Annotated in this window: 20 protein-coding genes; all 20 read right to left on the bottom strand. The window is 61.1% G+C overall.

What is annotated here, in order from left to right; translation table 11 throughout:
• Window positions 1-25 precede the first annotated feature (25 nt).
• Window positions 26-274 carry a hypothetical protein gene (locus tag MOD31_RS12640; RefSeq protein WP_144653103.1) on the bottom strand — a complete coding sequence of 83 codons (249 nt, stop codon included), beginning with the start codon at window positions 272-274 and terminating at the stop codon, window positions 26-28.
• Between the two features lie 26 nt (window positions 275-300).
• Window positions 301-1050, bottom strand: coding sequence for an SDR family NAD(P)-dependent oxidoreductase (locus MOD31_RS12635; RefSeq protein WP_144653104.1), 750 nt, complete (start codon window positions 1048-1050; stop codon window positions 301-303).
• Window positions 1047-1820, bottom strand: a complete 774-nt coding sequence (locus MOD31_RS12630; RefSeq protein WP_144653105.1) for an SDR family NAD(P)-dependent oxidoreductase — start codon at window positions 1818-1820, stop codon at window positions 1047-1049. Before MOD31_RS12630 ends, MOD31_RS12635 begins: the two co-directional genes overlap by 4 nt.
• Before the next feature lie 4 nt (window positions 1821-1824).
• Window positions 1825-3309 carry a gamma-aminobutyraldehyde dehydrogenase gene (locus MOD31_RS12625; protein WP_250820801.1) on the bottom strand — a complete coding sequence of 495 codons (1485 nt, stop codon included), beginning with the start codon at window positions 3307-3309 and terminating at the stop codon, window positions 1825-1827.
• Between the two features lie 73 nt (window positions 3310-3382).
• Window positions 3383-4450 carry a proline racemase family protein gene (locus MOD31_RS12620; protein ID WP_144653107.1) on the bottom strand — a complete coding sequence of 356 codons (1068 nt, stop codon included), beginning with the start codon at window positions 4448-4450 and terminating at the stop codon, window positions 3383-3385.
• Window positions 4447-5361 carry a dihydrodipicolinate synthase family protein gene (locus MOD31_RS12615; RefSeq protein ID WP_144653108.1) on the bottom strand — a complete coding sequence of 305 codons (915 nt, stop codon included), beginning with the start codon at window positions 5359-5361 and terminating at the stop codon, window positions 4447-4449. The genes MOD31_RS12620 and MOD31_RS12615 overlap by 4 nt, the downstream gene beginning before the upstream one ends.
• A gap of 72 nt (window positions 5362-5433) precedes the next feature.
• On the bottom strand, window positions 5434-6699 hold the full coding sequence (locus tag MOD31_RS12610) for an FAD-binding oxidoreductase (RefSeq protein ID WP_144653109.1): 1266 nt from the start codon (window positions 6697-6699) through the stop codon (window positions 5434-5436).
• A gap of 48 nt (window positions 6700-6747) precedes the next feature.
• Complete coding sequence (locus MOD31_RS12605; RefSeq protein ID WP_250820800.1) at window positions 6748-7569, bottom strand: amino acid ABC transporter ATP-binding protein; 822 nt, start codon at window positions 7567-7569, stop codon at window positions 6748-6750.
• The gene (locus MOD31_RS12600) at window positions 7566-8303 is read right to left on the bottom strand and encodes an amino acid ABC transporter permease (protein WP_144653111.1); all 738 of its coding nucleotides are present in this window, start codon (window positions 8301-8303) and stop codon (window positions 7566-7568) included. The genes MOD31_RS12605 and MOD31_RS12600 overlap by 4 nt, the downstream gene beginning before the upstream one ends.
• A 20-nt stretch (window positions 8304-8323) precedes the next feature.
• On the bottom strand, window positions 8324-9172 hold the full coding sequence (locus MOD31_RS12595; protein ID WP_144653112.1) for an ABC transporter substrate-binding protein: 849 nt from the start codon (window positions 9170-9172) through the stop codon (window positions 8324-8326).
• A gap of 460 nt (window positions 9173-9632) precedes the next feature.
• Window positions 9633-10226: a short chain dehydrogenase gene (locus MOD31_RS12590; RefSeq protein ID WP_144653113.1), complete on the bottom strand. Its 594-nt coding sequence runs from the start codon at window positions 10224-10226 to the stop codon at window positions 9633-9635.
• Window positions 10223-10849 (bottom strand): GntR family transcriptional regulator, encoded by a 627-nt coding sequence (locus tag MOD31_RS12585; RefSeq protein ID WP_250820799.1) that lies wholly within the window; start codon window positions 10847-10849, stop codon window positions 10223-10225. The genes MOD31_RS12590 and MOD31_RS12585 overlap by 4 nt, the downstream gene beginning before the upstream one ends.
• A 213-nt stretch (window positions 10850-11062) precedes the next feature.
• Complete coding sequence (locus tag MOD31_RS12580; protein WP_144653115.1) at window positions 11063-11932, bottom strand: AraC family transcriptional regulator; 870 nt, start codon at window positions 11930-11932, stop codon at window positions 11063-11065.
• Between the two features lie 49 nt (window positions 11933-11981).
• Window positions 11982-14330: a beta-galactosidase gene (locus MOD31_RS12575; protein WP_250820798.1), complete on the bottom strand. Its 2349-nt coding sequence runs from the start codon at window positions 14328-14330 to the stop codon at window positions 11982-11984.
• A 54-nt stretch (window positions 14331-14384) separates the two neighbouring features.
• Window positions 14385-15707, bottom strand: coding sequence for a cellulase-like family protein (locus MOD31_RS12570; protein WP_144653117.1), 1323 nt, complete (start codon window positions 15705-15707; stop codon window positions 14385-14387).
• Window positions 15704-18799 (bottom strand): DUF5107 domain-containing protein, encoded by a 3096-nt coding sequence (locus MOD31_RS12565; RefSeq protein ID WP_244296925.1) that lies wholly within the window; start codon window positions 18797-18799, stop codon window positions 15704-15706. The genes MOD31_RS12570 and MOD31_RS12565 overlap by 4 nt, the downstream gene beginning before the upstream one ends.
• A 295-nt stretch (window positions 18800-19094) precedes the next feature.
• Window positions 19095-19361 (bottom strand): Sec-independent protein translocase subunit TatA, encoded by a 267-nt coding sequence (gene tatA, locus MOD31_RS21960; RefSeq protein WP_144653119.1) that lies wholly within the window; start codon window positions 19359-19361, stop codon window positions 19095-19097.
• 83 nt (window positions 19362-19444) lie between these two features.
• The gene (locus MOD31_RS12555; protein ID WP_250820797.1) at window positions 19445-20581 is read right to left on the bottom strand and encodes a family 43 glycosylhydrolase; all 1137 of its coding nucleotides are present in this window, start codon (window positions 20579-20581) and stop codon (window positions 19445-19447) included.
• Entirely contained in the window at window positions 20578-22620 is a 2043-nt protein-coding gene (locus MOD31_RS12550; protein ID WP_208760055.1) for a beta-galactosidase, read from the bottom strand. The genes MOD31_RS12555 and MOD31_RS12550 overlap by 4 nt, the downstream gene beginning before the upstream one ends.
• Before the next feature lie 62 nt (window positions 22621-22682).
• Entirely contained in the window at window positions 22683-24671 is a 1989-nt protein-coding gene (locus MOD31_RS12545; protein ID WP_144653121.1) for a polysaccharide lyase family protein, read from the bottom strand.
• Between the last annotated feature and the right edge of the window lie 71 nt (window positions 24672-24742).

Genomic DNA, 24742 nt, shown 5'->3' with positions numbered 1-24742 from the left:
ACGAGGGAAGTCCGCCCCAGAGACCCTAGTGATCGTTAAGAGGACTCAAGGATGCCCGGTAATGAAAGCCGGTCTGCTCCTCCTGAGCCCACGCTTCATAGAACTCCGCCTTCTCGTAAATTCTTCGCTTGTCAGCCGGCGCAACGAGCCAGAGGATGGCTCCGTCATCGGTGACAGCATCCACGTGGCCAGAGCATACCGGCCGCCCTTGTTGACGTAGTTCGATGCGAGCCCCCACCAAAGTGGTCCAGTCGCTGATACGCCTAAGTTCCATGGGTGCCCCTCACGAGTTCATAGGTACTAGCGGACGTAGTCCGCTCCGGTGATATCTATCGTGGCGCCGGTGGCGTGGCGGGAACGGCCCGATGCCAGAAAAGTGATCACCTCGGCCACGTCCTGCGGCGGTGTGACTTCCCCTAGCGGCAGTCCTGCGAGCACTGAAGGATCTTCGGCGAGGTCCCCCGCGATGTCCGTGGCCACCCACCCCGGTGCGATGGCGTAGGCCAGGATGTTCTCTTTGCCGAAGCCGCGGGCAATGCCCTTGGTCAGCGCAAGCAGGCCGCCCTTCGCCGCACCGTAGGCGAGGTGATCGGCGTCGTCCCCTCGGTGCGCCGAGCGGCTGGTGACATTGACGATGATGCCGCCGCCCCGCCGTCGGAACCCCAAGATTGCCTCCCGGCAGAGGTCAGCCGGCGCCAGCAAGTTAAGTTCGTAGTTCGCCTCCCAGCCCAGTTGCCACGCGTCCGAGTCGTCAATGTCCGATGCCAGCCAGGCGCCGGCGTTGTTGACGAGAACGTCGATGCCGGAACGCCAGTCAGCGGCTTCCGCCCAGATTCTGGCACGCTCGGCAGGGTCAAGCAGGTTGCCCTGAACGAGGTTGACGCGTTGGCCGAGTCGGTCGGCGGTTGCCTGCGCGGAGTCTTTGTTGTTGGCGTAGTGCAGGACAACGTGGGCTCCTTCACGATGCATCGTCTCAACGGTTGCCCGGCCGATTCCGCGGGAACCGCCGGTGACTAAAACTGTCTTGCCCTCCAGCATTCCGGCGCTCATGCCACTGCCTGGGCGCCAGTAATCTCGACAACGGATCCGCAAATGTACGGCGCCTCATCGGAAGCCAGGAATGCAACGAGCGCAGCGATCTCCTCGGGCTTGCCGATGCGCCCGAACGGAACCAGCGCGTCCAGGTCAGCCACGGTCCGCCCGTTCCGGGCGAGTCCTGCTTCCAGCATTGGCGTGTGGACTTCGCCGGGTGCCACGGCATTGACGCGGACCCTGTGTGGCGCGTAGTCCCGTGCCAGGTTCTGCGTAAACGAGACCACAGCGGCCTTGGACACGTTGTACGCGATATGACCTGGTGCCGGGTACATGCCCCATTGCGAAGCGGTGTTCACGATCGCGCCGCCGCCTGCCTCGATCATGTGCGGCAGGACAGCTCGGCACAGGTGGAACAACGAGTCCACGTTCACCGCGAAGGACAAGTCCCAATCATCTTGACTGAGCGACAACAGGTCTCCACGGCGATTGATGCCCGCATTGTTGACCAGCACGTCCAGGCGGCCGTAAGTCGCTATGACGCGTTCCACGGCGGCTTCGGCCGCTGCAGAGTCGAGGAGGTCAAACACCAATGCTTCTGCGCTGAAACCCTCGGCGATCAGGTGCGCAGCAACCTGTTTCGCCGCCGTTTCATTGGCATCTGCCACAAAAACGTGCGCACCCTCTGCGGCCAATCGTCTGCTGATCGCCGAACCGATACCTCCAGCTGCTCCAGTGACCAGCGCAGACTTGCCTTCGAAGCGTCGGGTAAGTCCCGTCGTCGCCATGTAGCTATGCCTCCCGTGAAAAAATAGTGCGGTGCCACGGCTTGGCGGCAACACCGGTGAGATCAAACATGACGTGCTTGACCACGGTGTACTCGTCGAAGGAGTAGGTGGACATGTCCTTGCCGAAGCCGGACTCCTTGAAACCACCGTGGGGCATTTCGCTGATGATCGGGATGTGGTCGTTGACCCAGACGCAGCCGGAGCGAATTTCACGGGTGGCGCGGAGGGCGCGGTACACGTCCTTGGTCCATGCGGACGCAGCGAGGCCGTACGGGGTGTCGTTGGCCAGTTCGATCGCTTCGTCGTCGGTGTCGAAAGGGGTGACGGCGAGTACCGGGCCGAAGACTTCGTCGCGGAAGATTTCGCTGTCCGGGGTTGCGTCGGCCACCAAGGTGGGGCGGTAGTAGGAGCCGGCGGCAAGATCGCCGTCTTCACTGGAAGGTATGCCGCCGCCGATGACACGGGCGTAGCCGCGGGCCCGTTCCACCATCTCCGCCACCTTGTCCCTGTGGGTTTCGGAGACGAGGGGCCCCAGATCCGTGGTGGGATCGTCGGTGGGGCCAAGCTTTACCTGGGCGTAGAGGTCCGCGACGCCGGTGATGAACTTCTCGTACAGCGAGCGGTGCACGATCGCGCGGGTCGCGGCGGTGCAGTCCTGTCCTGTGTTGATCAGCGAACCGGCGACGGCGCCGTGAATCGCGGCTTGCAGGTCGGCATCGTCGAACACCACGAACGGTGCCTTGCCGCCGAGTTCCAAGTGGACGCGCTTGGCAGTGGTGGCGGCGGCGTCGAGGACCGTGCGGCCCACACCGGTGGAACCGGTGAAGGAAAGCATGTCCACGTCAGGGTGGCGGAGCAGTTCGGCGCCCACGGTGGAACCACGGCCGGTAATGACGTTCACGACGCCGGCCGGCAGTCCCGCTTCGGTCGCCACCTCGGCGAATAGCAGCGACGTCAACGGCGTGATCTCCGCCGGTTTGAGGACGATCGTGTTGCCGGCAGCGATGGCGGGCAGGATTTTCCAGGCAGCCATCTGGAGCGGGTAGTTCCACGGTGAGATGGAGCCGATGACGCCTATTGCTTCGCGGCGGATGGATGAGGTGTGGTCTGCCGAGTACTCCCCCGTTGCCTTGCCTTCAAGGTTCCGGGCGGCGCCGGCGAAGAACGCGATGTTGTCGATAGTGCCGGGAACGTCGAATTCGCGGGTCAGACGGATGGGTTTGCCTGCCTGGCGGGATTCGAGCTGCGCGAATTGCTCGGCGCGCTCTTCCATGAGCGCGGCGAACTTGGTCAGCACTGCGGAGCGCTCGGCCGGAGTGGCCCGGGACCACGCCGGGAACGCTTCGCGGGCGGCCTGGACGGCCAGCTTGACGTCGTCGCTGCCTGCCAGGGTGATGGTGTCCACCATGGTCCCGTTGGATGGATCGATGACATCAACTGTTTCACCGGTGCTGCCTTCGATGAGCTTGCCGTTAATGAACTGGCTCACAACTCCTGCTTTCTGTGGTTTTTGGGTGCGCGAGATGGCAGATAATGGCAATGCCGTCGCGCGGAGAGGTAGGTTAGGCGCCGGGCGCCCAGATGTCCCCGACTGTGTAGCCGGACGGGAAGGGGTCGGTGGGATCGAGCAGCCACTGACTCCGGCCCGTCACCCAGCCACGGCCGGTGATGGTCGGGAGGACCGCTTCCCGTGAGCCGACCGTCGTCGTCCCTGTCAGGCGACCGATGAATTCGCTGCCGATGATGCTGTGGTGGGAGAAGTCCTCACCAATGGCCAGTTGGCCGCGTGAGTGCAGTGCCGCCATCCGCGCGCTGGTTCCGGTTCCGCAGGGCGAGCGGTCCAATGCGCCGGTCCAGGTGCTGGGATCGTCCGCCACCAGCTTGCCGTTCGAGAGGACAACGGTGTTGCGGTCTTGCCGTCCTGGCACACGGTCGCCAGAGTGAAGCATGATCAGGTTGACGCCGGAGATCGCAGGGTTGTCCGGGTGGGTGACGTGGATTTGCTCCAGGGCAGCCAGCTTAATGAGTGCTCCGGCGCGGGCGAGTTCCTTGCCGTTGTCAGGGCTCAACTCGAGGCCGAGGTCCGCTACCCTGGCTTGGGCGAAGAACTGCCCGCCGAACACGACGTCGACAGGAACCGTCCCTAGCTCCGGTACCTGCAGCGGGAAGTCGAGTTCGACGACGAACGCCGGCACGTTCACCACGGTCACCGAGAGGACCTTGCCGTTTTCTACGCGGGCCACCGCCGTTACGACACCCACTGCGGTGTCGATGGTGACCGTCGTTTCCGGGCCGCGCACGGGGACGATGCCCTCTTCCAATACGGCCGTGACGGCGCAGATGGTGTTGGAGCCGGACATCGGAGTGAATCCGCCCTGCTCCAGGACCACGATGCCGAAATCGGAGCCCTCGTTGACCGGCGGTAGGAGAATTACCGAGCACAGGCCAGGGTAGCCGCGCGGCTCGTGAAGCATGAGCCGACGCAGCCAGTCAAGGTTTTCCTTGCAGTACTGCAGACGCTCCGCCATGGTCTCACCGTGGACGAGGCCGGCGGCGGAGGTCAGGATCCGCCCCGGCTCGCCCTCTGCGTGCACCTCGATGGCGTCGAGGGCGAGCGGGGCGGCGCTCATGCTGCTACTGCCGGGAGAACGCCGGCGGCGCGCAGGATCCCGGCGAAGCGTTCACGCTCTTCGGCGGGCAGGGGCTGGATGGGCAGACGGGCCGGACCAACGGGTTCGCCAATGAGTTCCAATCCGGCCTTAATGCCCGCCACGTAGTTCACAGACTCAAGGAAATCGCTGATGGCCCAGAGGTGCTTCCACAGTTCGCGGGCGCGGACCAGGTCCTTCTCCTCGGCAAGGGCGTTCCAGAATTCGACGGCGAGTTCCGGAACTACGCCTGCGGTGCCCCAGACGGAGGCCTCGGCGCCGGAGGCGATGCCGAAGAAGGTGAGGGTGTCCCAGCCGTTGAAGGCCTTGATGCGGTCGGTGCGGGCCGCGAGGAGCTCGGCCAGGCCCACGGCGTCATCGGAGGTGTTCTTGATGTAGTCCACGCCGTCAATGTTGCCCAACTCGGCGAGTTCAGCTGCGGTGAGCTGGATGCCGGTGGCACCGGGAACGTTGTAGTAGACGATCGGGATGCTGATTGATTCTGCCACCGCGCTGAGGAAAACCTTCAAGGTGTTCAGGTCCAGGGGATCGTAGAACGGCGGGACCAGCATGATGGCGTCCGCGCCAACCGTTTCCGCGTGCTGTGCAAGGTCGATGGCACCCTGGGTGGACAGGGCACCGACGCCGGCTACTACGGGGATGCGGCCGTCCGCGCCCTTGACGTAAAGCTCGATGACGCGGCGGTATTCGTCGGCGGAGAGTGTGGTGAATTCTCCAGTGGTTCCCGTGGGCACGATGCCGTGAATGCCGGCTGAGATCAGTCGCTCGACCTGACGCTGCAGTGCCGGTTCGTCGAGAGCGCTGCCGTCCTCCGTAAACGGGGTCGTGACTGCTGCGAGGATGCCCCGGAGGTCCTTGGTGGTGTGAGACATGTTCTATAAGTCCTTTTCTGGGGATTGAGTATTTCGGCCGCCTGGATGCGGCGCGTGAATGTGGGTGAGGTGCTACAGGGCCGAAACGGGTTGTTGCCGTTGGACGCCCCGAAACCGATCGGCCCTGAAGGGCTGAAGGGTGGACGCCGCGCGGCCTTTCAGGATCAGATCAGTGAGGGCAGAAGCGGTGCCGGGTGCCAGAGTGATGCCCATCATTCCGTGGCCCGTGGACACGAAGGTGTTCTGAAGCTGTCCGAGGTGGCCGATGACCGGAAGTCCGTCCGGCGTCATCGGCCGCATTCCGGCCATGGGTGCCGGCTTTGTTGAGGGCGGTTCCCAATTGCGGAAGTACTTTGCAGGGGCCCGAAGTATCGCATCGACGCGGACTTGGTTGATCTTCTCGTCGAGTCCGCCGAACTCCATGGTGCCCGCCAGGCGCAGGCGCTCATTGAAGGGGGTCACAGCCACCTTCGCGTCCCAGAGATTAACTGCGCTGCGCAGGCCCAGTGCGGGAACCTCGACGCTGTAGCCCTTGCCCGGACGAACAGGGAGTGCCACCCCGAACTGCTTGGACAGGTTCCCGCTCCAGGCGCCGGCAGCAAGGACGAAGTTGTCAGCGGTGTACCGGTTCCCGCCGCTTTGCACGGCGGTCACCCGGTCCCCGTTTCGCTCAACCGTATCGATCGGCGAGTTCTCGACGATCTTCACGCCCATCGCCAGCAGACGATGGTACAAGGCGGTCGCCATGGCTCCCGGATCAAGATGGCGCTCCTGCGGGAAATAGATCCCGCCGAGGACTCCGTCGGTGAGCAGGGGCTCCTGCTCGTGGACTGCGTCCCGGTCCAGCACCTTTGGCTGACGTCCGTACTGGGAAGCCAGGTCCAGGTTGTCGATGTGGTGGTCGAAGTTATCCTTCTCCATGAATGCCATGAGCAGGCCGTCGGTGTGCAACTCGAAGTCCATGCCATCGGCCCGGTATTCATCAAAGATCCCGAGGGTATCGGCCGCAAGGCGGAGATGACCCTCAAAGCCGGCCCGTTGGTCGCGGGCGTTGGACTTGCGCCACATGCCAAACATGAACTTCAGGAAGTCCGGCTGGAGTGACGGTTTGATGTAGAGCGGACTGTCCGGTCGCAGCATCCACTTCATGGACTTGAGGACGACGCCGGGGCCAGGCACGGGTGCTGATTCCGCCGGACAGATCCAGCCTGCGTTGACCTTCGAAGCGCCTAAGCCCGTGGCCCGGGCGTCGATGACGGTGACGGTCTCGCCTTCGCGGGCCAGGTGGTAGGCCTGCGTCAGGCCGATGACGCCTCCCCCAATCACTACGGTGTGCACTGTGTTTCCTTTCGTGGTGACTCGTCCGATTCTGCGAGGCCGTGCGGCTTAGAACCGGACCGCGTCAACGAACTTCTTCAGGTCGGGGTTATCGCAGTTGTCGAAGGCTTCCTCGGGGGTTGCGTTGACGGCGATCTCACCGTTGTGGAAGAACACCAGACGGTCAGCAGCTTTCGAGGCGAAGGCCATGTCATGGGTCACCAGGGCTACAGCGATTCCGTCTTCTTCCTTCAGGCGCCGCAGGACGTCGAGGACCTCCGCGGCGACGGGTGGATCCAGTGCTGACGTGATCTCATCACACAACAACAATTTTGGCTTCATCATCAGTGCCCTGGCGATAGCTACGCGCTGCCTTTCACCGCCGGAGAGCTGCGTGGGTCGGCTGAGGATGTGCTGCTTCATGCCGACCTCGTCCAAAGCGGACTCTGCACGGTCTTTAGCCTCGGATGCTGCGATGCCCCGGGTCTTGCGTGGAGCGAGGGTGAGGTTATCCAGAACGTTCATGTGCGGCCACAGCGTGTAGGTCTGGAAAATCATCCCTACATTCGCACTGGCCTCGGCCCAATCCTTGGTGCGGGTTGTTCCTTCGAAGACCGTCTTGCCGTCGATGCTCATTTCTCCGGCATCGGGATCCGTGAGGCCCGCAATGGCACGTAACAGGGTCGATTTGCCGGAGCCACTCTTACCGATGATGACGGTGATGTCGCCCCGGTGCATGTCGAAGTCGACATTTTTCAGGATGGACCGGTGATAGAAGCTCTTTTGGAGTCCCCGTGCCTGCACCAGAACCTGGCCGGTGTCGACAGGGATCCTGGAGTGAACCGGAACGGCCACCGTTTCTCCCTGCGGTTCGAGATTGATGTGAGTCATGATGTAGCTACTTTCGTGCCGGGCATCATCCGTGCCAGCAGGTTGGGGCCTTGCTTGAAGCCGGGCCCGGCGGTGCTCTGCATGCGCCGCTCGATGGCGCTGGTAATGAGGGAAACCGGAAAGGCGATGGCGAAGTAGATCAAGGCCGCCAGCGTGAAAATTTCCAAGGCCCGATAGTTCTGCGCCGAAATGGTGTTCGAGACGAACATCAAATCTGAAACTGCGATGGTAGAGACCAGCGCCGTGTCCTTGAACAGTGAGATGTTCAGCGACAGGATCACGGGCAGCTGCTGCCGCATGGCCTGGGGAACGATGATGTACCGCAACTGCTGGAAACGGTTGAGCTGCAGCATGCGCCCAGCTTCAACCTGCTCCACCGGCACGGACTGGAAGCCGCTGCGGTAGGTTTCGGCCATGAACGCCGTCAGGTTCGCAGTGAGGGCGATCAGCGCGGAGACGTATCCAGGGAGGGTGACACCGGTCAGGGCAGGGAGGGCGTAGAAGATCCAGAAGAGCTGGACCAACAAGGGGGTGCAGCGGAACAGTTCAATGTAACCTTGGGCCGTCCAGCGGATGACCTCGATCTTGGACATGCGCCCGACTGCTACCGGAATGGCGAGGATCATGCTGATCACGATCGTGATGATGGTGATCTGGAGCGTCAGCCCCAGTCCTTGGATCATGCTGGGGAGTGCTCGGGCCACTACATCCCAGTCGAAGTTGTATCCGTTCATTGATTACTCCTAGGTGGAGGCTACTTCTTAAGAAGATCGCCCAGGTTGTCGATCTCGACGTAGTTGACCTTGGCGTAGGCCTGCGTGAGCTCTCCACTCTTCTGGGCACGTTCGATAGCGACGTTCACGATCTGGAGTGAGCGCGGGTCGATGGTCGAAGGGACACCGTAGGCGGCGGAAGCCGAGTAAATCTCGGGAGACGGAACCACGATCTTCAGCGAGCTGTCAGCCTGGGCCTGGGACTCTGCGGTGGGAAGGTCGGTGAACTCGGCGATGACGCGCCCGGATTGCACGCCCGAAATGGCATTTGAGTAGCTGTCCACGGACATGATGGTGGAGGTATGTCCCTGGAGTGCCTTCTCCGGAGCCGATCCTTGGGCGGTGGCGATCTGACCGCCGTTTGCGATGATGTCCTCTGCCGTTTTGAAAGGCGAGTCCGCCCTTACGACGAAGACACCTTGGTACTGGTACACGGGATCAGTGAATCCGATGGCGAGCGAGCGCTCCACTGTGTAGTCCAGGTTGGCCGCGAAGTCATAGCGGTTGGCCTGGAGGCCGGCCACGATGTTCTTCCACTCCGCCGCGACGGGAACCAGCTTTACGTCAAGCTGTTTTGCCAGTTCCTGGAGCGGAATCAGGTTGGGGCCACCCAGAGTGCCGTCCGCTTCCTGCACCGTCATGGGCGGTGCGATGGCCACGCCGACCCGGAGCTCACCGCGCTTCTTGATCTCTTCGATGAAGTTGCCCTGGGCGGCACCGGTGGATGCGCTCGCAGAGCTCCCCCGGAAGCCGGAACCGATGTAACCGCCAGCGATGGAAACCAAGATCACGGCGAGTACCGCAAGAACGATTTTGCTTGTCTTTGTCATGGTGCACTCTCTTCTGAGAAACGGCTTTGTAGCGAGGAGCCCGACTCAACCTCGTTGTTTTATTGTCAGGCAATTTGGCTATGTGACAACGCTACTACTGTGAGCCGCGGCACGTCTACCCCCAAATTTGGGTTGCACCGAAATGAGTCGCAGAGAAGATCTACCGGTGCTATTTAGGAAACCGCTGCACGTAGCGGCAAACGCGTACAGGCCCCTGAGCAGGGCAACGAAACGCATGCTCGTCCGACCCGACGCGGAACTGGAATCCACTGCCGACGCGGCCCATGGCAATTGAACAACTCCGGCGCCTTCGGCACCGAGGCAGCGGCTTCACGAACGACGGCTGCGCTGGCCGCCACCTCCAGACCGAAATGGAGTCGGGCAGGGACGCAGCTTAGAGCCGGAACGTGGAGAAGGGCGGGACCCCAGAGTCCCCGCCCTTCTCCACAATCATCCAGACTTAGCCGAGTGGGAACACGCGACCATTCTGTATGCCGTCCACGGACTTCACATAGGCCCGGCCCACGTCCTCCGAGGAGATCTTCGCGAAACCCGGGAAGAAATCGTGGTAACCGGTAGCATCTTCCAGTACCGATGGGCTGACCGCGTTGATGCGGATCCCCCGGGGAAGCTCAGCAGCCGCGGCCATGACGAACGACTCCAACGCGCCGTTGGCAAGCGACGCGGCAACGCCGGTGTTGATGGGCTCTCGGGCCAGCACCCCGGTGGTCAGGGTGAACGAACCGCCGTCGTTGACGTAAGGAGTCCCCAACAGCACGAGGTTGACTTGCCCCAGCACCTTGTCAGCCACGCCTGCCTCAAAGTCTCCCGCCGTGAGCTCGGCCAGCGGCTTGAAGGGCACGACGCCGGTGCAAGCGACCACGGCGTCCACCTTGCCGACGCTTTCGAACATGGCCGAGATGGATTCGGCGTCTGCAAGGTCCACCTGCACATCGCCGCTCCGCGAGGCCTGGATAACCTCGTGTCGGGCGTCCAGGGCGGTCGCTGCCGCCGTACCCAGTAGTCCGGTTGCGCCGATGACCAATACCTTCATGCTGTTTCCTTGTCCTGTTCGAGCAGCTTGATCAGCTGCTCTGCGCTACCGATGGTGTGGACGGAAAATGCCGCCTCGATTGCTTCCATGTCGCCGGAACGCATGCTGCGAACCAGCTGCTCGTGCACTTCGTGGGCTCGAACGGGGTCTGCCCGTGTGGCTTGGTCCTGCGCGAGCGCGATAGTCAGATGGGCCTCCGTGACCGGCCAGAGGCGCAGCAGAAGAGCATTTTCAGAAGCAACCCAGAAACTTCTGTGGAAAGCGATGTGAGCCTCATGGAGGACAACAGGGTCCGGATGGAAAGCAATCTTGTCGAACGCTTCCCATGCGGCATCCACAATCGCCATCCGGCGCCCTGTGGTGTCTTCCAGGATGGACTCCGCGGCAAGCATGTCCAACGCCATTCGCGTTCTGGCGATGTCGAGGATATCGGCCGTGTCCAAAGTTGCTACACGGAGACCTCGGTAGGGCTCCTGGATCAGCAGCCCCTCCTGGGCCAACTGGGTCAGCGCCTCGCGAATAGTAGGCCGGCTGACATTCAACATGGAAGACAACTTGACCTCGGTGAGCTTGTCGCCGGGCTTCAGGGTCCCAGCAACGATGGCGCGCCGAATCTCCTTCATGACGGCGTCGCGCCGCGAAATGGAAGCTACTGGAGATAGGCTCGTCGCATCGTTCATTATGTATCGCCCCACTGATATGTGCGCTGATTGTCAGACGATGCAAGACTACCGGGTAATGGGGCTAATAGCGATCAGGCCCTTAGCTGTTGATGCCGTGTCAACGTCATCCCCTCAGCCGCCTTCCGCGGCGGCCCTGACCGGGTTGGTCCGTTGCTAGCCCTTTCCTTCGGCGCGGTATGCACGGGGGCTGACCCCATGCATACGGGTGAACTGTCGGGAAAAGTAGAATTGGTCGTTTAGCCCGATTTCGCGTCCCACCTCGGCGATGGTGAGGTCGGTTGTGTCCAGCAGCAGCCGGGCGCGGGCCATCTTCAATGCCGCGTGGTGGGCGAGCACTCCTCCTCCTGTGGCCTCCTTGAACAGCTTGCTCAGCTGTGAGGATGAGACACCCACTACTTTGGCCAGGTCCGGGAGACGAATCGAGCCATCAACGCGATCCTCCAGAAACTTCATGGCTCGTTGCAGAGGGCTACCCTGTTCGGGAAGGCGTCGTTCGACGGCCAGGGTGGCCAGCAGTTTCCACGCCATCCCCGCTGTAGCCACCAGACGTGCTGGCGACTGGTCCCGTTCCAAGGCCGTGATGATCTCGTCCAGCATCGCCGTCAACCGGTCTATGGCGACCAGCGGTATCAGTGGGCGTTCAGGACTTACTCCGGATTCGCCGATGAGTTCCGCCACGTCTGAGCCGAGCACGTGGCACCACCAAATGGTCCACGGGTCCTCGATGGACGCGCCGTAGGAGTGGGCCAACCCCGTTCCACCTGGAAGAACGACGGCCGTGGATTTGGTGACGTCGACTCGAAAACCGCCGCTTTCAATCCATCCGGCCCCGGCCACACACAAGATGACGATGGTTTCATTGGCCCCTTCAGGACGATGGCGACCATGTTCTTTGGCGACAGGAAAGGCACCAGCATCGGTGACGACCAACCGCCGTGTAATAGGGCGTGTCAGTGCTTCCCGGATAAGCGGCCGGGGTACCACCACGAGGCGCTGGTTCACGAACCCCGTAGCGCGCTCCAACCAAGCCCCTTTCATCACGAATGGTCCCTAGTATTCCAGAAGGGAGCAATTAGGAGCGGTCTTCGTTCCAGGTCGTCCAAGCGAATAATTCCAAGCTGTCCAGGCCCGCCAGGTCACCGGCTACGGTGTCACGCCTGCGCTGTGCTTCCTGAGGCAGCCCAACAATGGCAGCTTTCGCCAGGGGCAGGATCTGGAGCCTGACGTCGTTTGCTCCGCGAAGCCCTGCATCGTGGGCCTCCAGCACCCAGGGAGAACCGTCCCAGAACCGGTCGGCAACAACGTGGCCATCGACGATGAGCCGGGCCACGTCCCCGGCCCAGTTGATCTCCACCTCCGTTGGTTCTTCGCCAATCAAGGCTGTCGCAGGAAAATGGATCTTATGGACCTCGGCCAGGCTATTCATGGTTTCGGTGGTGGGAGCCGCAGCCCTGCCGGCCAGGGAACCGAACGAGGACGGAACAGTCGAGGCAGCACGGAGCCGGTCAGCGGCCAGAGATTGCCGGCGGCGGGGAGGGCCAGATAATTCTGTGCTGACGTTTTCGAAGCGGCCCGACGCAGTCGAGTAGCGCTGAACCCATGGTGATTCCTTGGAACGGCCAGCCAGGCGGCCGTCGGCAGCGACCCATACCGGGTCTGCGGAAAGCACCAATTCGAGTCCATCCGGGGCGTCCAGAACCCACGCCATTTCCGCGAGTGAGTCGGGGAGAATTACCACCGAGGCGGAACCCTGCGGAGACTCCAAGGTCAACGTCACAGGCTCCGTTGTATTAACAGCGAAGACATTGCCACCTAGTGCTCGGGCCGGCCCGTTCAGGGTGATTCCCTCGGGCACGCACAGCTGGGGTTCGATGCCTGCTTCGGCTGCCAGCACGAGCACTGGGTGCGTGTCCGTTTCCAGCAGGGTCAGGGCTGATGCTGTGGCCCACTGGAGGCGTACTGTTCCAAGGTCCAGGTTGACCGGCCAGCGGGCGATTGTCCCAGCCGGGATAGTGACAGGTTCGCGGGGGAAGGTGACTGTTTCCTCAGCGAACGCCAGGTGGAATTGGGCGTGCGGGTGGTCCGGCAGCGGGATGTGGGGTTGGTGCCATGTGATGAAGACGAAGCCAGTATCGCCGTCGGAACGCAGGGACCAGCGGAGGGTTTCGGTGTCCTCGATTCCCTTGGGCATTTGGTCCGGGAGCGTGGAGGGCATCGGGGCTAGTCTTTGGCCGAACGCGGCAAGGAACGCGTGTTGTTTGCGGAGCTCGGCGAAGCTTCCGGCCAGTCTCCCGGAGGATCCGATGGGGGCATGGAAGTCGTAGTCGAACACCGGCAGGTCGTTCGGGTAGCCCGTTGCTTGGGATTCCTGGAGGCTTCCCGGCGGATTCGTCCCGCCGGCGAACATGTAGTACCCCTGCCAGGCGGATCCGCTGCCGATTTTGTTGTTGGCCACCGCTGCTACGTCCTTGCCTTTGGGCCAGGGACGGCGCTGATATGCCGTTGCCATGCCGCCTGTCAGTTCGCAGGTCGCCGGTGGGTAGAGGGCAGATGGTAACCGGGGTGGTGCAGCTTCGCTTCCGGAGAGGTGCTCGCGCAGGTCCGCTCCGATGCCGGCGTCGTCCCACTGATGGCTGAAGAAGTAGTGCTGACGGAATGTTGGATCCCACGGGGTTTCCGCGTCAACCCAGAATCCGTCACCGTATCCGCCGAAGACGGGCAGGACGTCGTCCTCGGGAATGTCGGCGCCGCCCCAGGCGGTGGCCGTCCAGATTGGCGCGCTGAGCCCCGCTGCCCGGGCGAGACCTTTGAGTTCCAGGATGTGATCGGGCTGATCGTATAGTTCGTTTTCGATCTGGATGCCGATGACGTTACTGTCCGGTCCGGTCAGGCCTCGTAGTTCCGCCCCGAGGCGGTTGAACCAGCGCTGCACCATAGCGAGGTAGCCGGGGTCGTTGGTGCGGTGTGCGACGTCGGCGCTCTGCACCCAGTCCGGGAAGCCGCCATTGCGGACCTCACCGTGTGCCCATGGCCCGATGCGGAGGACCACCTCCAGGCCAACTGTTCTGCATAGCCGTACGAACGCTGCTACATCCAGGTTGCCGTCGAAGCGAGCTTTGCCTTCGGTGGGTTCATGGTGGATCCAGAACACGTAGCAGGCGATGACAGTGATGCCGCCGGCCTTCATCAGGCGGAGTCGTTCTTCCCAGCGGCTCCGGGGCAGACGACTGTAGTGGATTTCGCCCGAGATCGGGACAGCCGGAAGCCCTTCGCGTTCGATGTACTGGCTGGTTAGCCGCCACTTGCAGTGAAGATCTTCGGTGTTGCTCATGGCTGGGTATTGCAGTCTCTGACCGTGGGGTCGGTGGGTGGCTCTGAGCAGTTCGATGGTGCTTTGTTCAGTTCTTTGTTCAAGAGACATGGGAAGTTCCTTTAAGGTGGCGCGAGGACAGACAGGGCTGGTGCGGTTTGGACGTCACCGTCCGGCAGGGGCGGCCAGGATGGAGCTGTTCATGCGTTGCTGCCAGGCTTCGTCGCTCCACAGCGGGTGGTGAGGGGCGGCATTGGAACACAAGACCATTCCCCACACGCCTTGTTCCAACGCTGTTTTGATGCCGCCTTCGGCGAGGTCCCGCCCGATGGGGCCTTCTTCGAAGGTGCCGTTAAGCGGTGTGTACCCGATCCATCCCTCGCCCACTACCGCTGGTATGTTCTTCCAGCGGGCCCAGGCGGCGATGGCAATGACTCGTGAGTCGATTTCGCGGTGCATCACTTCCCGGTATGGCCCGTACTCCTTGGCAAGCCAGGTGTCCCAGGCCTCCGGATCAATCCAGTCATAGCCGTATAACATCTGGTCAGTGACGACAGTGGCGCGGTACTTCCAGTCCCTCAAACGACCGTATTCGACCACAGTGGGCGCATTCGGCCGCAGAAGTGCAGACAGAGCAGCGTTGGGGAAATCTGAGGTCCCCTCGGATCGAATGTCGATCTTCTTTTGGAGGGCGTCCAGCACGCCATAGCTGTAGACGTGGAACTGTGCCGCTCCGAATCCGTCCGGCAGGGTGTGCATCGCCAAGTGCGGGGGTTTGCCGTAGCTCGCGGTGACGAGCAGATCCGGGTGTAGCTGGCGCAGGCGGCGTAGTTCTTCGCTGCCGCCGTCGGCCAAGGCAGGCAGGATGGAGAAGTCCACCTCGTTGTGCAATTCCACCATGGCAATGCGGTCTCGGTGTCCGGCGGCAGTGAGGGCGTCGATGAGCCGGTCCCAAGCATCGGTAAGGACGCGGTAACGGTTTTTCAACGGAACGGCGTCGATCGCATCGAACCACTGTGCGGAACGGGCGAAGACGGTTGATTGCTGATATTCCCAACTCGCCAGGATGACCACCAAGCCATGCCGGGCAGCGGCATCAAAAAGTTCATGAAGCCGTGCGCGCAGGTTGACACTGTAGCCTCCTGGCACGTCGTACCAGCGTGTTCCCCTGCCGTAGAAGCCGCCGTCCGGGGATGACCCCAACCCTTCAATGTCAAGGTCCGCGGCCAGGTTCTCCAGCCCCAGATCTCCGAAGAGCAGTAGCGGGGCAGCGCAGATCCTTATGGTGTTGTATCCCAGCTTTGCAGCTTGCGCGCAGGCCGCGTCGAGATCTGCGTAGGGGCCGCTCTCTTCGGCGCGGGTGTACCAGGAGAAATCCCAGAGCGTGATGGTCAAACGCTGCGGAAGATGCGCCGGGGGTGCCCCGGTGAGGGAGGACGTGTCGTTTTCTGTCGTTCCGGAGCCTAAGTACCTCGGGGTTTCAGTCACAGGTTTGCCATTTCCTTTTGGTGCGTGCGGCCGTATGCAGCCAGTCTGCGTAGATGGTTCACCCTGCCGGACCGGGCTGCCGCGGTGTCGGTCTCGAAGAGCAACAGTTCAGGCAGCGAGGTCGCGAAGTAGTCCGGAGCATCGGGAGCTGATTCCAGCTCATCTGCACGGGCTTCCAAGTCCTGCCATATGCTTTCGGCCTCCGTGTGCCTGCCGAGTCGGGTGTGTGCGATGCCTTTCCAGTAGTCGGCCGGGACCGGTGGGGCACTGTCTGCGGTCAGTGGTGTGCTTTGCTCACACGCACGGCCCCAGGCCACAGCAGCTGCCTCAGGGTTCCCGGACCTTTCCCAGGCATCACCCAAAGCGACCAAACGTTCGGCCATGCTATGCCCTGGATGTCTGCCTTCGCCGAGGTTCCTTGGAGCGTCGATTCCTTCAGTGAGAAGTGCGAGGGCCCCTGCAGGATCGTCCTTCATGATCGTGCGTGCATGTTGCACGGCAGCTCGATCGTACGCTTCCAAGGCCAGCCCTTCTCCGCCCTCGAACGGCTGGAAGTTGCGTGTGGACATGATGTCCAGAGCTTCCTCGGCCCTGCCGGCGTCGATCAGAAGGTTGACGTAGAGAATCGTGAGATCGTCACGGCGGAAAACTGAGCGGTTGTGGCGTTCGATTGCGGCGAGTTGCTCCTCAGCAGGTACTCCGCGGAGGCTGGCGAGGATGGCGCGTTCAAAGACCAGCCGGGGATCGTGCGGGCTCAGTGCCAAGGCACGCTGGAAATATGCGTCGGCCCGTTCGGCAGCTGCGCCGGTGTTTACCGTAGCGATGGCCGCGTTCCGCCACACGACAGGGTCCGTCGAACCCAGAGCGCTTGACGTCTCCAGATGGGCCAGGGCGTCAACGGTTCGTCCCGCGTCAAGCAGCCAGCAGCCCAGCAGGCCATGGGCAACCGTGTCGTTTTCATCGGCTGCGAGAGCCAAGGCCAGCGCGTCGAGATCATCCAGTCCGTAAGGGAACGCGTACGTGGTGTCACTGGTCCGTGCTGCGGAGCGTTCCGTCGTTGCGGCGTCGGCATTCCCCAGTTCCTCGAACCACGCAGCCCGGAGGTAGTGGCGTATGGGCTCCGGGTTGCCGAACACTTTGTGGGCACCCGGATGTGCGCCCTCGTCGGTAAGGTCCAGTGCCAGTTGCCACTGACCGGCACGGGCGAGCCAGCATGCTACGGTCAGACCGGTTTTGGCGTCTGCGGTGTTCAGGGAACCAGCCAGCGCCAACGCCACAGGGTCCAAAGAATCGGAAGCAAGAATCGAGGCCAGGTGCCGGGCGCTTTCATCGTGGCGTCCCAGCGCTGCGAAGGCCAAGACCAGCAGATGCTTCGCTTCAGGGCTTGCCGGATCCAGCCGAAGCGCTGCGTCAGCGTGCCCCAACGCTGCGGACGGTCTCCCTGTTCTCAGAGCAATGCGTGCCAGCGCAAGCTTTGCTGGATGTGCCCATCCTTTGTCCCAGGCCGCTTTCCCGAACCGTTCCGTGGCTTCTGCCAACTTGCCGGTGCGCTCCAGGACGAGCCCCAGCCGGTAGCTGGCCTCCCCGCTGGGAGGATTCAAATTTCTCCGGGTAACCCTTGCCAGCGCGTTCTTCAGAAAACCTTCCGCCAAGGCATACTGGCCCTTGGTGTAGTGTGACGATCCGAGCGCGACGGAGGCCCTGGAGTCCTGCGGATCCCGGCGGAGCATCTCCTCAAAATACGGGATCGCTGATCGGGTGGGGTGCCGGTTCTGGGTCAGATGGATACCCGTGACGTAGAGTTCGTCCTGGCTTTCAATATCCTCCGGCATCGCAGGCTCCGTCGCCGCCCAAGGTTCCTCCTGGTCGTCGGAGGATGCGCGCGGTGACCACGAGATCAGTTCCGTGGCGCCGTCCACCACTTGCACCGTCACGTCGGTATCGTCCGTTGGTTCATTCAGCCTGACGACGTCGGTAAACGGTTCTGACGGCGAAATCTGCGCAGTCCATTCATGGACAATTGCGCCGCGGACTTTCACGCGCACTGTCACGGCGGCGCGCTGGGACGTACTGGAAACGCCGACCCTGACCCCGCAGTGCTCATCGACCAATTGGAGTGAAACAGCGACATCCAGGTTCGCTTGCTGCGCCGGGCCGATATTGCGGATCGGGTACCAGAACTCGCTGAAGGTTCGGGTCTCACCAGGGGCGAGATAGCTGAAATCGGGCTGATTATCGGTGAAAACACCGGACATCAGTTCGACGTACGGGCCGTCAGTGTCGGTGAGATGCGCGTCCCAAGCTTTGCCCACCGGTCCATTGCCCCAGGTCCATTGCTTCTTGCCTGGCGAAATGGACCGGTCCGCCCAATGGATGAATCCTGCGTCGGCTTCATGGTCGTATCCGCCGAAGAAGCTGTCCTGCGTGTCCGTAATCATGTACGAGGTGGGGACGGGAATGTTGGAGTAGAAGTCGATACGGTCCGCGTCAGGCTGGGCTTCAGCCAAAACCGGGTAGTTCACGCCATAGTAGTTTCGGTCGGATCGCGGAAAGGCCGTGATGGCTCGCCGCGCATGATCGGCTACAAAGCGAACATCAGTGGGGAAGAATGACTGGTACTTCTCGTGGACCCGCGCCGCCACGTTCGCCCACCACAGGAAGGTCTGCGGTAGATCAGTCCGATTGTAGAGCCGTGCTTCCACTTCAAGGAGGGAACTTCCGGGACGGAGCCGTATACCGTGCGTGCCGCGCATCCGCTGTAGAGGATCAAGATCGCTGTGCCAGACCGTGACTTGGCCATCGTCACTACGTTCGATCGATGTTTCCACGGGCAGGAAAGTAGCGGGCCGGTGGTGTTGAGGCCAGTTGAACTCGACCCCACCTGAAATCCACGGGCCGGCCAGTCCCACCAAGCCCGGTTTAATCACGTTGTTCCGGTAGAAGAAGTCATAGCCGGCCGTCTTATCGAAGCCAATATGGATCCTGCCTCCGATCTCCGGCAGCAGCATCAGGCGCACGTACTCGTTCTCCAGATGGATGGCCTGCCACAGCCGAGGCTCCTTCGAACTCGCGATGCTGTCAATAAACGGCATGGGGTACACCTTGCCGCTCGACCCTTGATACACGCGCCGGTCCAAAAACAGTGGATACCTGTCCGGCTCCCCGGGTTCGTATGTGTCTATATAAACCGGCTCGCTCCAGCAGGCCACTCCCCCGGAATCAAGCACTGTCTGCTGGTCAGACGGTGCATCTGGCAGGGAAATCCGGCTCACGGCTTCATTAGTATCGCTCACCCCTCAAGGCTACGAACTGCGGACGAAGCATCCCATGGCATAAATGACCCACTATATGGACGATCTTCTAGAAGGAAGGCCCGCAATAACCCATTCACCCGGGTCGACCTGCATCGCGAGCTGAGGGATCGGCGCTTGGGGCCGCTGCCGCCAATGGAGATTCCCCCGTCCCGGCAGGCACGGAACTCTCGCCGCTCTGGACCTCGGAGTCGCTCCGCATTTCCTTTACTTCCGACTTGATGATTCTCATCGACTGACCCAGGCTTCTTGCCATTGCCGGTAGTTTTGGGGCCGCGAACAGAGCCAATGCCACGACTATGATGATGACGATTGGCCACGGGCCGTCAAACAGTCTCCCCATTGGAAGTTTCCTTTCTTCGGATATTGCCTGCACGGCGAGGGCCCCGGCAGGGTCGGGACATGGCGATTCCCGGAGCATTCACGTCAGTCGAAGTCTTCGGGCGACCATGCGTCCCGCCAATCAATCCTTGGCACATCACCTTCGAAGGTGATGGGGAGCCAAACGTACTCGGCAACGCGAAGGTCTGACTGATGCTGGACTGACTCATCTGCTTTTTCAGTTTGGGCTTCCTCGCCGCTGAACAGCCGACGGTACCGTTCCGTCTGGTTGGACTCTTCCGGGGTGAGGTCAGGAAGCCAACGGTCGGCAAGGGCAATATAGAGGTCTTGCTTGAGAGGGTGGCGGAAGACGGAGCTGATCTGTGATCGATAAGAGGTCCTGCTGGTGTCGTCCGGATGGGGATCACCGAGAACGGTCCACGGTCCGTGATAAGAATCGGCCACTGCTATCTCGGATGCATTGGGGAAGTATCCTGACGTGCCCGAGGTGATGAGGTAGTGCTTCGAACCCCTCCGGAAGTACGCCGGCGCCTCCCGGACGTCCGGCGGTCCTGGCTGCGGAAAGTGTGTTGAGTAGTAGCCGGTGACGCCGGTGTAATCCTCGGTGAGATCGGCACAGATCATTTCGCTGTGGACGCGCTCGAAGTAGTAGTAGGCTTTGCCATCCGTCGGGTCGACTACCAGGTCGAAATCCCCTGCGTTCATTCCCAGGGGCTTGAGGCCCGTTGTGACGATCTCGTACGGTCCCAGAAGCCGGTCTGCCACCAGCACGGTGGTTCGCTGGTTGAACCCGTCACCCATGATTTTTACCCAACACACATACTTACCGGTCTCCTGGTGCTTGATGATGTGGGGGCGATCAAGCAGTTTTGTGGGGTGAAGTGGTGAGTCCACGTCATCCGGCGTTGGGGGGATGATCAGACCCCGGTCTTCCCAGTTGACAAGGTCGGTGGACGAATAGCAGCGGATCCCCCAGTGCCAGATGTCCGACCCGGGGGCCGTCCGCTCCTTGTTTTCGCCGTACCAGTAGAAGACGTCGTCTTCGACGTAGATATAGCCCGAATGGGCTTGGATTCTGTTGCCATTTGTATCCAACCAAGGCTGGCCGGGGAAGATCTTGGACAATGTTCTTCTTTCGTAGTTCTGGTCTGCTTGCTCGAAGTTGCGGTGAGCGGAGGAGTCATGTGCGATGCCGCCGGGCGCTTCTGTCTCGAGAGTCATGGCTTTTCCGGGGCAAGGTCGCTGGTCTTGTTGAGCTCTATGAAGTCGACGTCGAAGGGAGCGAGAACAAACCCGTCAGCGTAGCCGCGGTTGTGCAGGATGCTCCATGAGGGTGCGTCGGTGGTGACCGACTTATTGACTCCCTCTAGATTTACGTACAGCACATGCGTTTCATCGATTCTTCGAGCGAGCACGCCGGGTGGCACCTCAGGACCTTGTGGGATGTCCTTTTTTAGGATCTCAACGTCAAGGATGGCGTCAAAAAGAGCTCGTCGGGCCGGAATTCCAAGGTAGACCGCGCGGCCCTTCCCAAATTCGTTGACGGTCGCAACAGGATAGTCCCTGTCCAGTCCTGAGATCGATGCAACAACTGCGGCGCCCTGTGGACGGACTTCATCAAAGCGGGGCGCTTCAGTACGGATCGAAAGGTGACCGAATACGATATCCAAATCGTGGCCTTGCGTACCCCCTGTGGCCAACTCGTTCAGTACTTCCGTCTCTTGGAAGGAACCCAGTCGCACGCCGAAAACGTCGGCGAGGAGCCCGGGCCGCGGTGTATCGAAGACCTGGCCGCTGGGGTCCACAACTGCGGAATAGGACGTCATGATGGCGGTTCCGCCGTCTGCCACAAAGCGGCGGATCCGGCCTGCGGAGACTTCGTCGATGAGGGCTGCCCCGGGAATGATAAGAATTTCGTAGTCGGACAAAGTGCTGCGGCTCAGGTCCACGACACGCTGGTCCAGATTGCGCTCGAGCACAGTGCTGAAGCAGGTTTGCAATTGCTGGTCGTGCTTTTCCGGAAAAGATGCGCTGGCGAGTTGGCTGTCGAAGGAGAACGCCAGGGCAATGCGGGCTTGCGGTGTATATGGGAATCCGAATCGCTCTATCTCTGCAAATTCAGTTGCGATTTGTCGATACTCGTCATATTTTCGGTTCGGTTCGCCGTCCCAGTCCAGCATTCCTTGGAGATACTGTTCCTCGCCGCCGTGCATCGACTGCCAGGTCCAGCCGCATACCAGCTGGTTGCCGTAGATGAGTGATGCATAAGCTGACTTTCGAACAGATCCAGGGACCGCCGTCATGGTAGTGAACTCGGTGCACCAGAATGGGGTTGGGCTTTCGAACTGAATGCGTGCCAGTCCCAGAAGGGCCTCGTAAAGTCCGTCGTTATCTGCAAGGGAATTGCCGGGGTAGAAACCCATACCGGGACGGCCCATCTTGCCTGTATAGGCAATTTCCGCGTAATCAAAGTAGCGGCCATCTTCTTTGTAGTACCAAGCGTTTGTGGTGAGCAGTACTCCGGGAGCGTTCTGTTCGACCTGTGCCATGACGGCGAACAAGAGGTCGTTGATCTCGTCCGAGACAAATCGCCGGAAATCGATGATTCGTTCGGGCGCACCGCTTAAAGCCCCTGATCTTGGCAAACCGATTTCATCGAAGTCACTGATACGACGTGACCATCGTTGGCTGGCCCAGGCGCGATTGAGATCCTTAAGCGTCCCGTACTTCTTCTGAAGCCATGCAGCAAAACGTAGTCGTACCGACTCGCTGTACGAGTACGGCCCATCCCCGGGTTCGTTGTCGATGCCGAAAGCCATAAGTGCAGGATGGTTGGCGTAGCGGAAAGTCAGCTTGTCGGTAAAGCGAAGGGCGTACTCACGGAAGGACGGGTCTCCGACATCCACCATGTATCGCGTATTCGGATAAAGCCGGCTGCCGTTTGAGTCCGTAATGTCAATTGTCGGGTGTTTTCGATGGAGCCATAGCGGAGCAGGACGGATGGCGACGTCGAGAATGACTCCAATACCAGCGTTGTGCATCAGGTCCATCACGTGGTCGAACCACTCGAAATTGAACTTTCCATTCTCTGGTTCGTAGCTGTCCCAGGCGAGATGTCCGAGCCTGACCACCTTGATGCCGGCCGAGACCATCAACGCGATGTCGCGTTCCCAGTCTTTGGGATTCGAATCGTGCGGGTGGTAGTTGGCTCCGACGTACAGATGACCGAAGAAATCCTGAGGTCGGCGATGCTCGTCCATGGGTGTTCTGATCCTTATAGGGGTGATGATGTGCAGTCAGGAAAATGGAGTTCGGCAGGTTGTTAGGATCCTTGGTTGACCTGGAGGCGAATGGAGTCGTACATGATGCCGCCCATGGGCGCCATCCAGTTGTCAGCGATCGGGACCTGCGGGGGACGCACGTTCGCCAGCGTGATCACGTTCTCACCGTCTTTGATCAAGGCTGCCGGGAACTCAATGGTTTTGAGCTTCCTGTACATTGACCGCGCCGTGAGTCGGTACGAAGAATTGTCGCCTGGGACGCCGGGCAGCGGGTCGAACGTGGCGATTCGTGTGCCGTTGAGCGTGACAGCGAGCGTTGCGTATACCTGCGCGGCCAGTGCGATGTCCAAGTAGCCGGTGCCTCGTTGGTATCGGTGCGCGTCGAAACGGATTTTCCAGGTTTCGAGGGAGTTGTCTGGCGTTGTACCGCGCCATTGAAGCTGGGTGGCGGTTCCCGGCGTTCTCAGGCCGGGATGGAAATAGTTCCATTTCTTTGCGGGATCGTCCACGCCTACTTTGAAATCGACCCCGTTGGGGAAGTCGTAGGGGTATTCCAACCAGGTCAGGTTCTCCCTGTAGCCGTTGGGCCCACCGTGGATGAAGAACTCTTCCGAGGAGCGATCCGGAGTTCCGATCTGCCACAGGGTTGGGCCGTAACTCGTTGGATGCCATACGTGGGTGCCGGTGTCGATTGTTGTACCGGCCGGGACAACAATGTTCTCGCGCCGATACTCCCCCATCGCACCCTTGGTGAATGCAGCCAAGGTGTACTTCCCGGGTCGAACGGCCGGGATACTGAACTTACCTCCTGGCCCGATTTTTGCCGCGTAAGTGTAGTCAAGGCTGAGATATTGCCAATCCGTGCCATCCAAAGTGACTCCCCGGAACTCCCGATCTGGCCCCGGTTGATAAAGGATGGCCCAGCCGTTGTCGACCGCTCCGAGCGAGGCAACGTTGAGCTTGCCGGTGACAGTGGAACGTTCGTTGGCCGCGTAGATAGGATCAGTGACCCAGGTGTAGGGCCAGGCAGCCTGCTCGCGTTCAGCGACACGCTTAGCGTCTTCCCACAGCGCGGAGATGTTCGAACGTTCATCCCCGACAGCTGCCTCGCCGACGTGAAGATAGAAGGGACCGTAGACCTTTTCCCATCCTCGAGCTGGTTGGGTGTCCGGCTCGCCATAGTGACCTGTGAGGGGGTGCCAGAGCAAGATCATGCCGTCGTAGTAGTCGTGGCAGGTCAGCTCAGGGCGGGTTGGGCCGCCAAATGCTTCCTTGCTTGCTTGAACCAGGGAGAGCCCCACTTTCCCGTTTGAGATCATGAAGGCGTGGTTGTCTCCTTCAAGGTTCGTAGCGTTCTGGTATTTGGAGTAAATCGAACCGTCCGGCAGAACTTCAGTGGAGTCTTGGAGCACTACCCAGTTTTTGGTGTCCTCGATGCTGGGTCGCTGCTGAATTCCGCGGGCGTCGTCGACGACGAACCATTTGAACGCGGGGTCGTCTGCAGCAAAGGCGTAGCGAAGCTGTCCGAACGTCAATCCATCAGGCATATTGGGCGTGTACCTGGTGATCCAGTACTGATAAAGACCCGAGGAGCCCCTTTCGAGGGCGATCCGGATATCAATGTAGAACGTATTCTTCGTAGGGTCGTTGGAGAGAATCGATACTTCAATACGATCCGGGCTCTGACTTACCACACTGAAGACACCCGCCTTCATGCCGGTTGACCTCGCAGCACCTGAATAGTCAAAGGTTGTATACCCGTGCCCGTGGGAACCGCCCAAGAGGTTGAGCCGCTCATTACCCTGCGTACTGCCCACGAGGTACAGGTTCTTGATGTCAGCAGATGCTTTGGCGACGTCGAACTGAATGATTCCATTACTTAGGGTCACTGTGGAGCCGTGGTCAACCAGCGTGACGTCGGCCCCGCTTGAGGCCGCTGCCCGGGTGGAAGCGTACACGGGCAGAACGGCCACGGCGGCGGTCGCGCCCATCAAGCCCAGAACGGTGCGTCGGGCTATTGACTGGGACATAGGTTTCTCCTTCAAGCTGCGTTGCTTTTGCGGTTGGTTTTGCCGGGGCGTTAGATTGCAGTGGTTGGCTC

Origin of the sequence: Paenarthrobacter sp. TYUT067, from assembly GCF_023656375.1 — a bacterium.
Taxonomy (GTDB): domain Bacteria; phylum Actinomycetota; class Actinomycetes; order Actinomycetales; family Micrococcaceae; genus Arthrobacter.
Note: the sequence above shows the minus strand (reverse complement) of the source record. Positions and strands in the feature narration are given on the sequence as shown.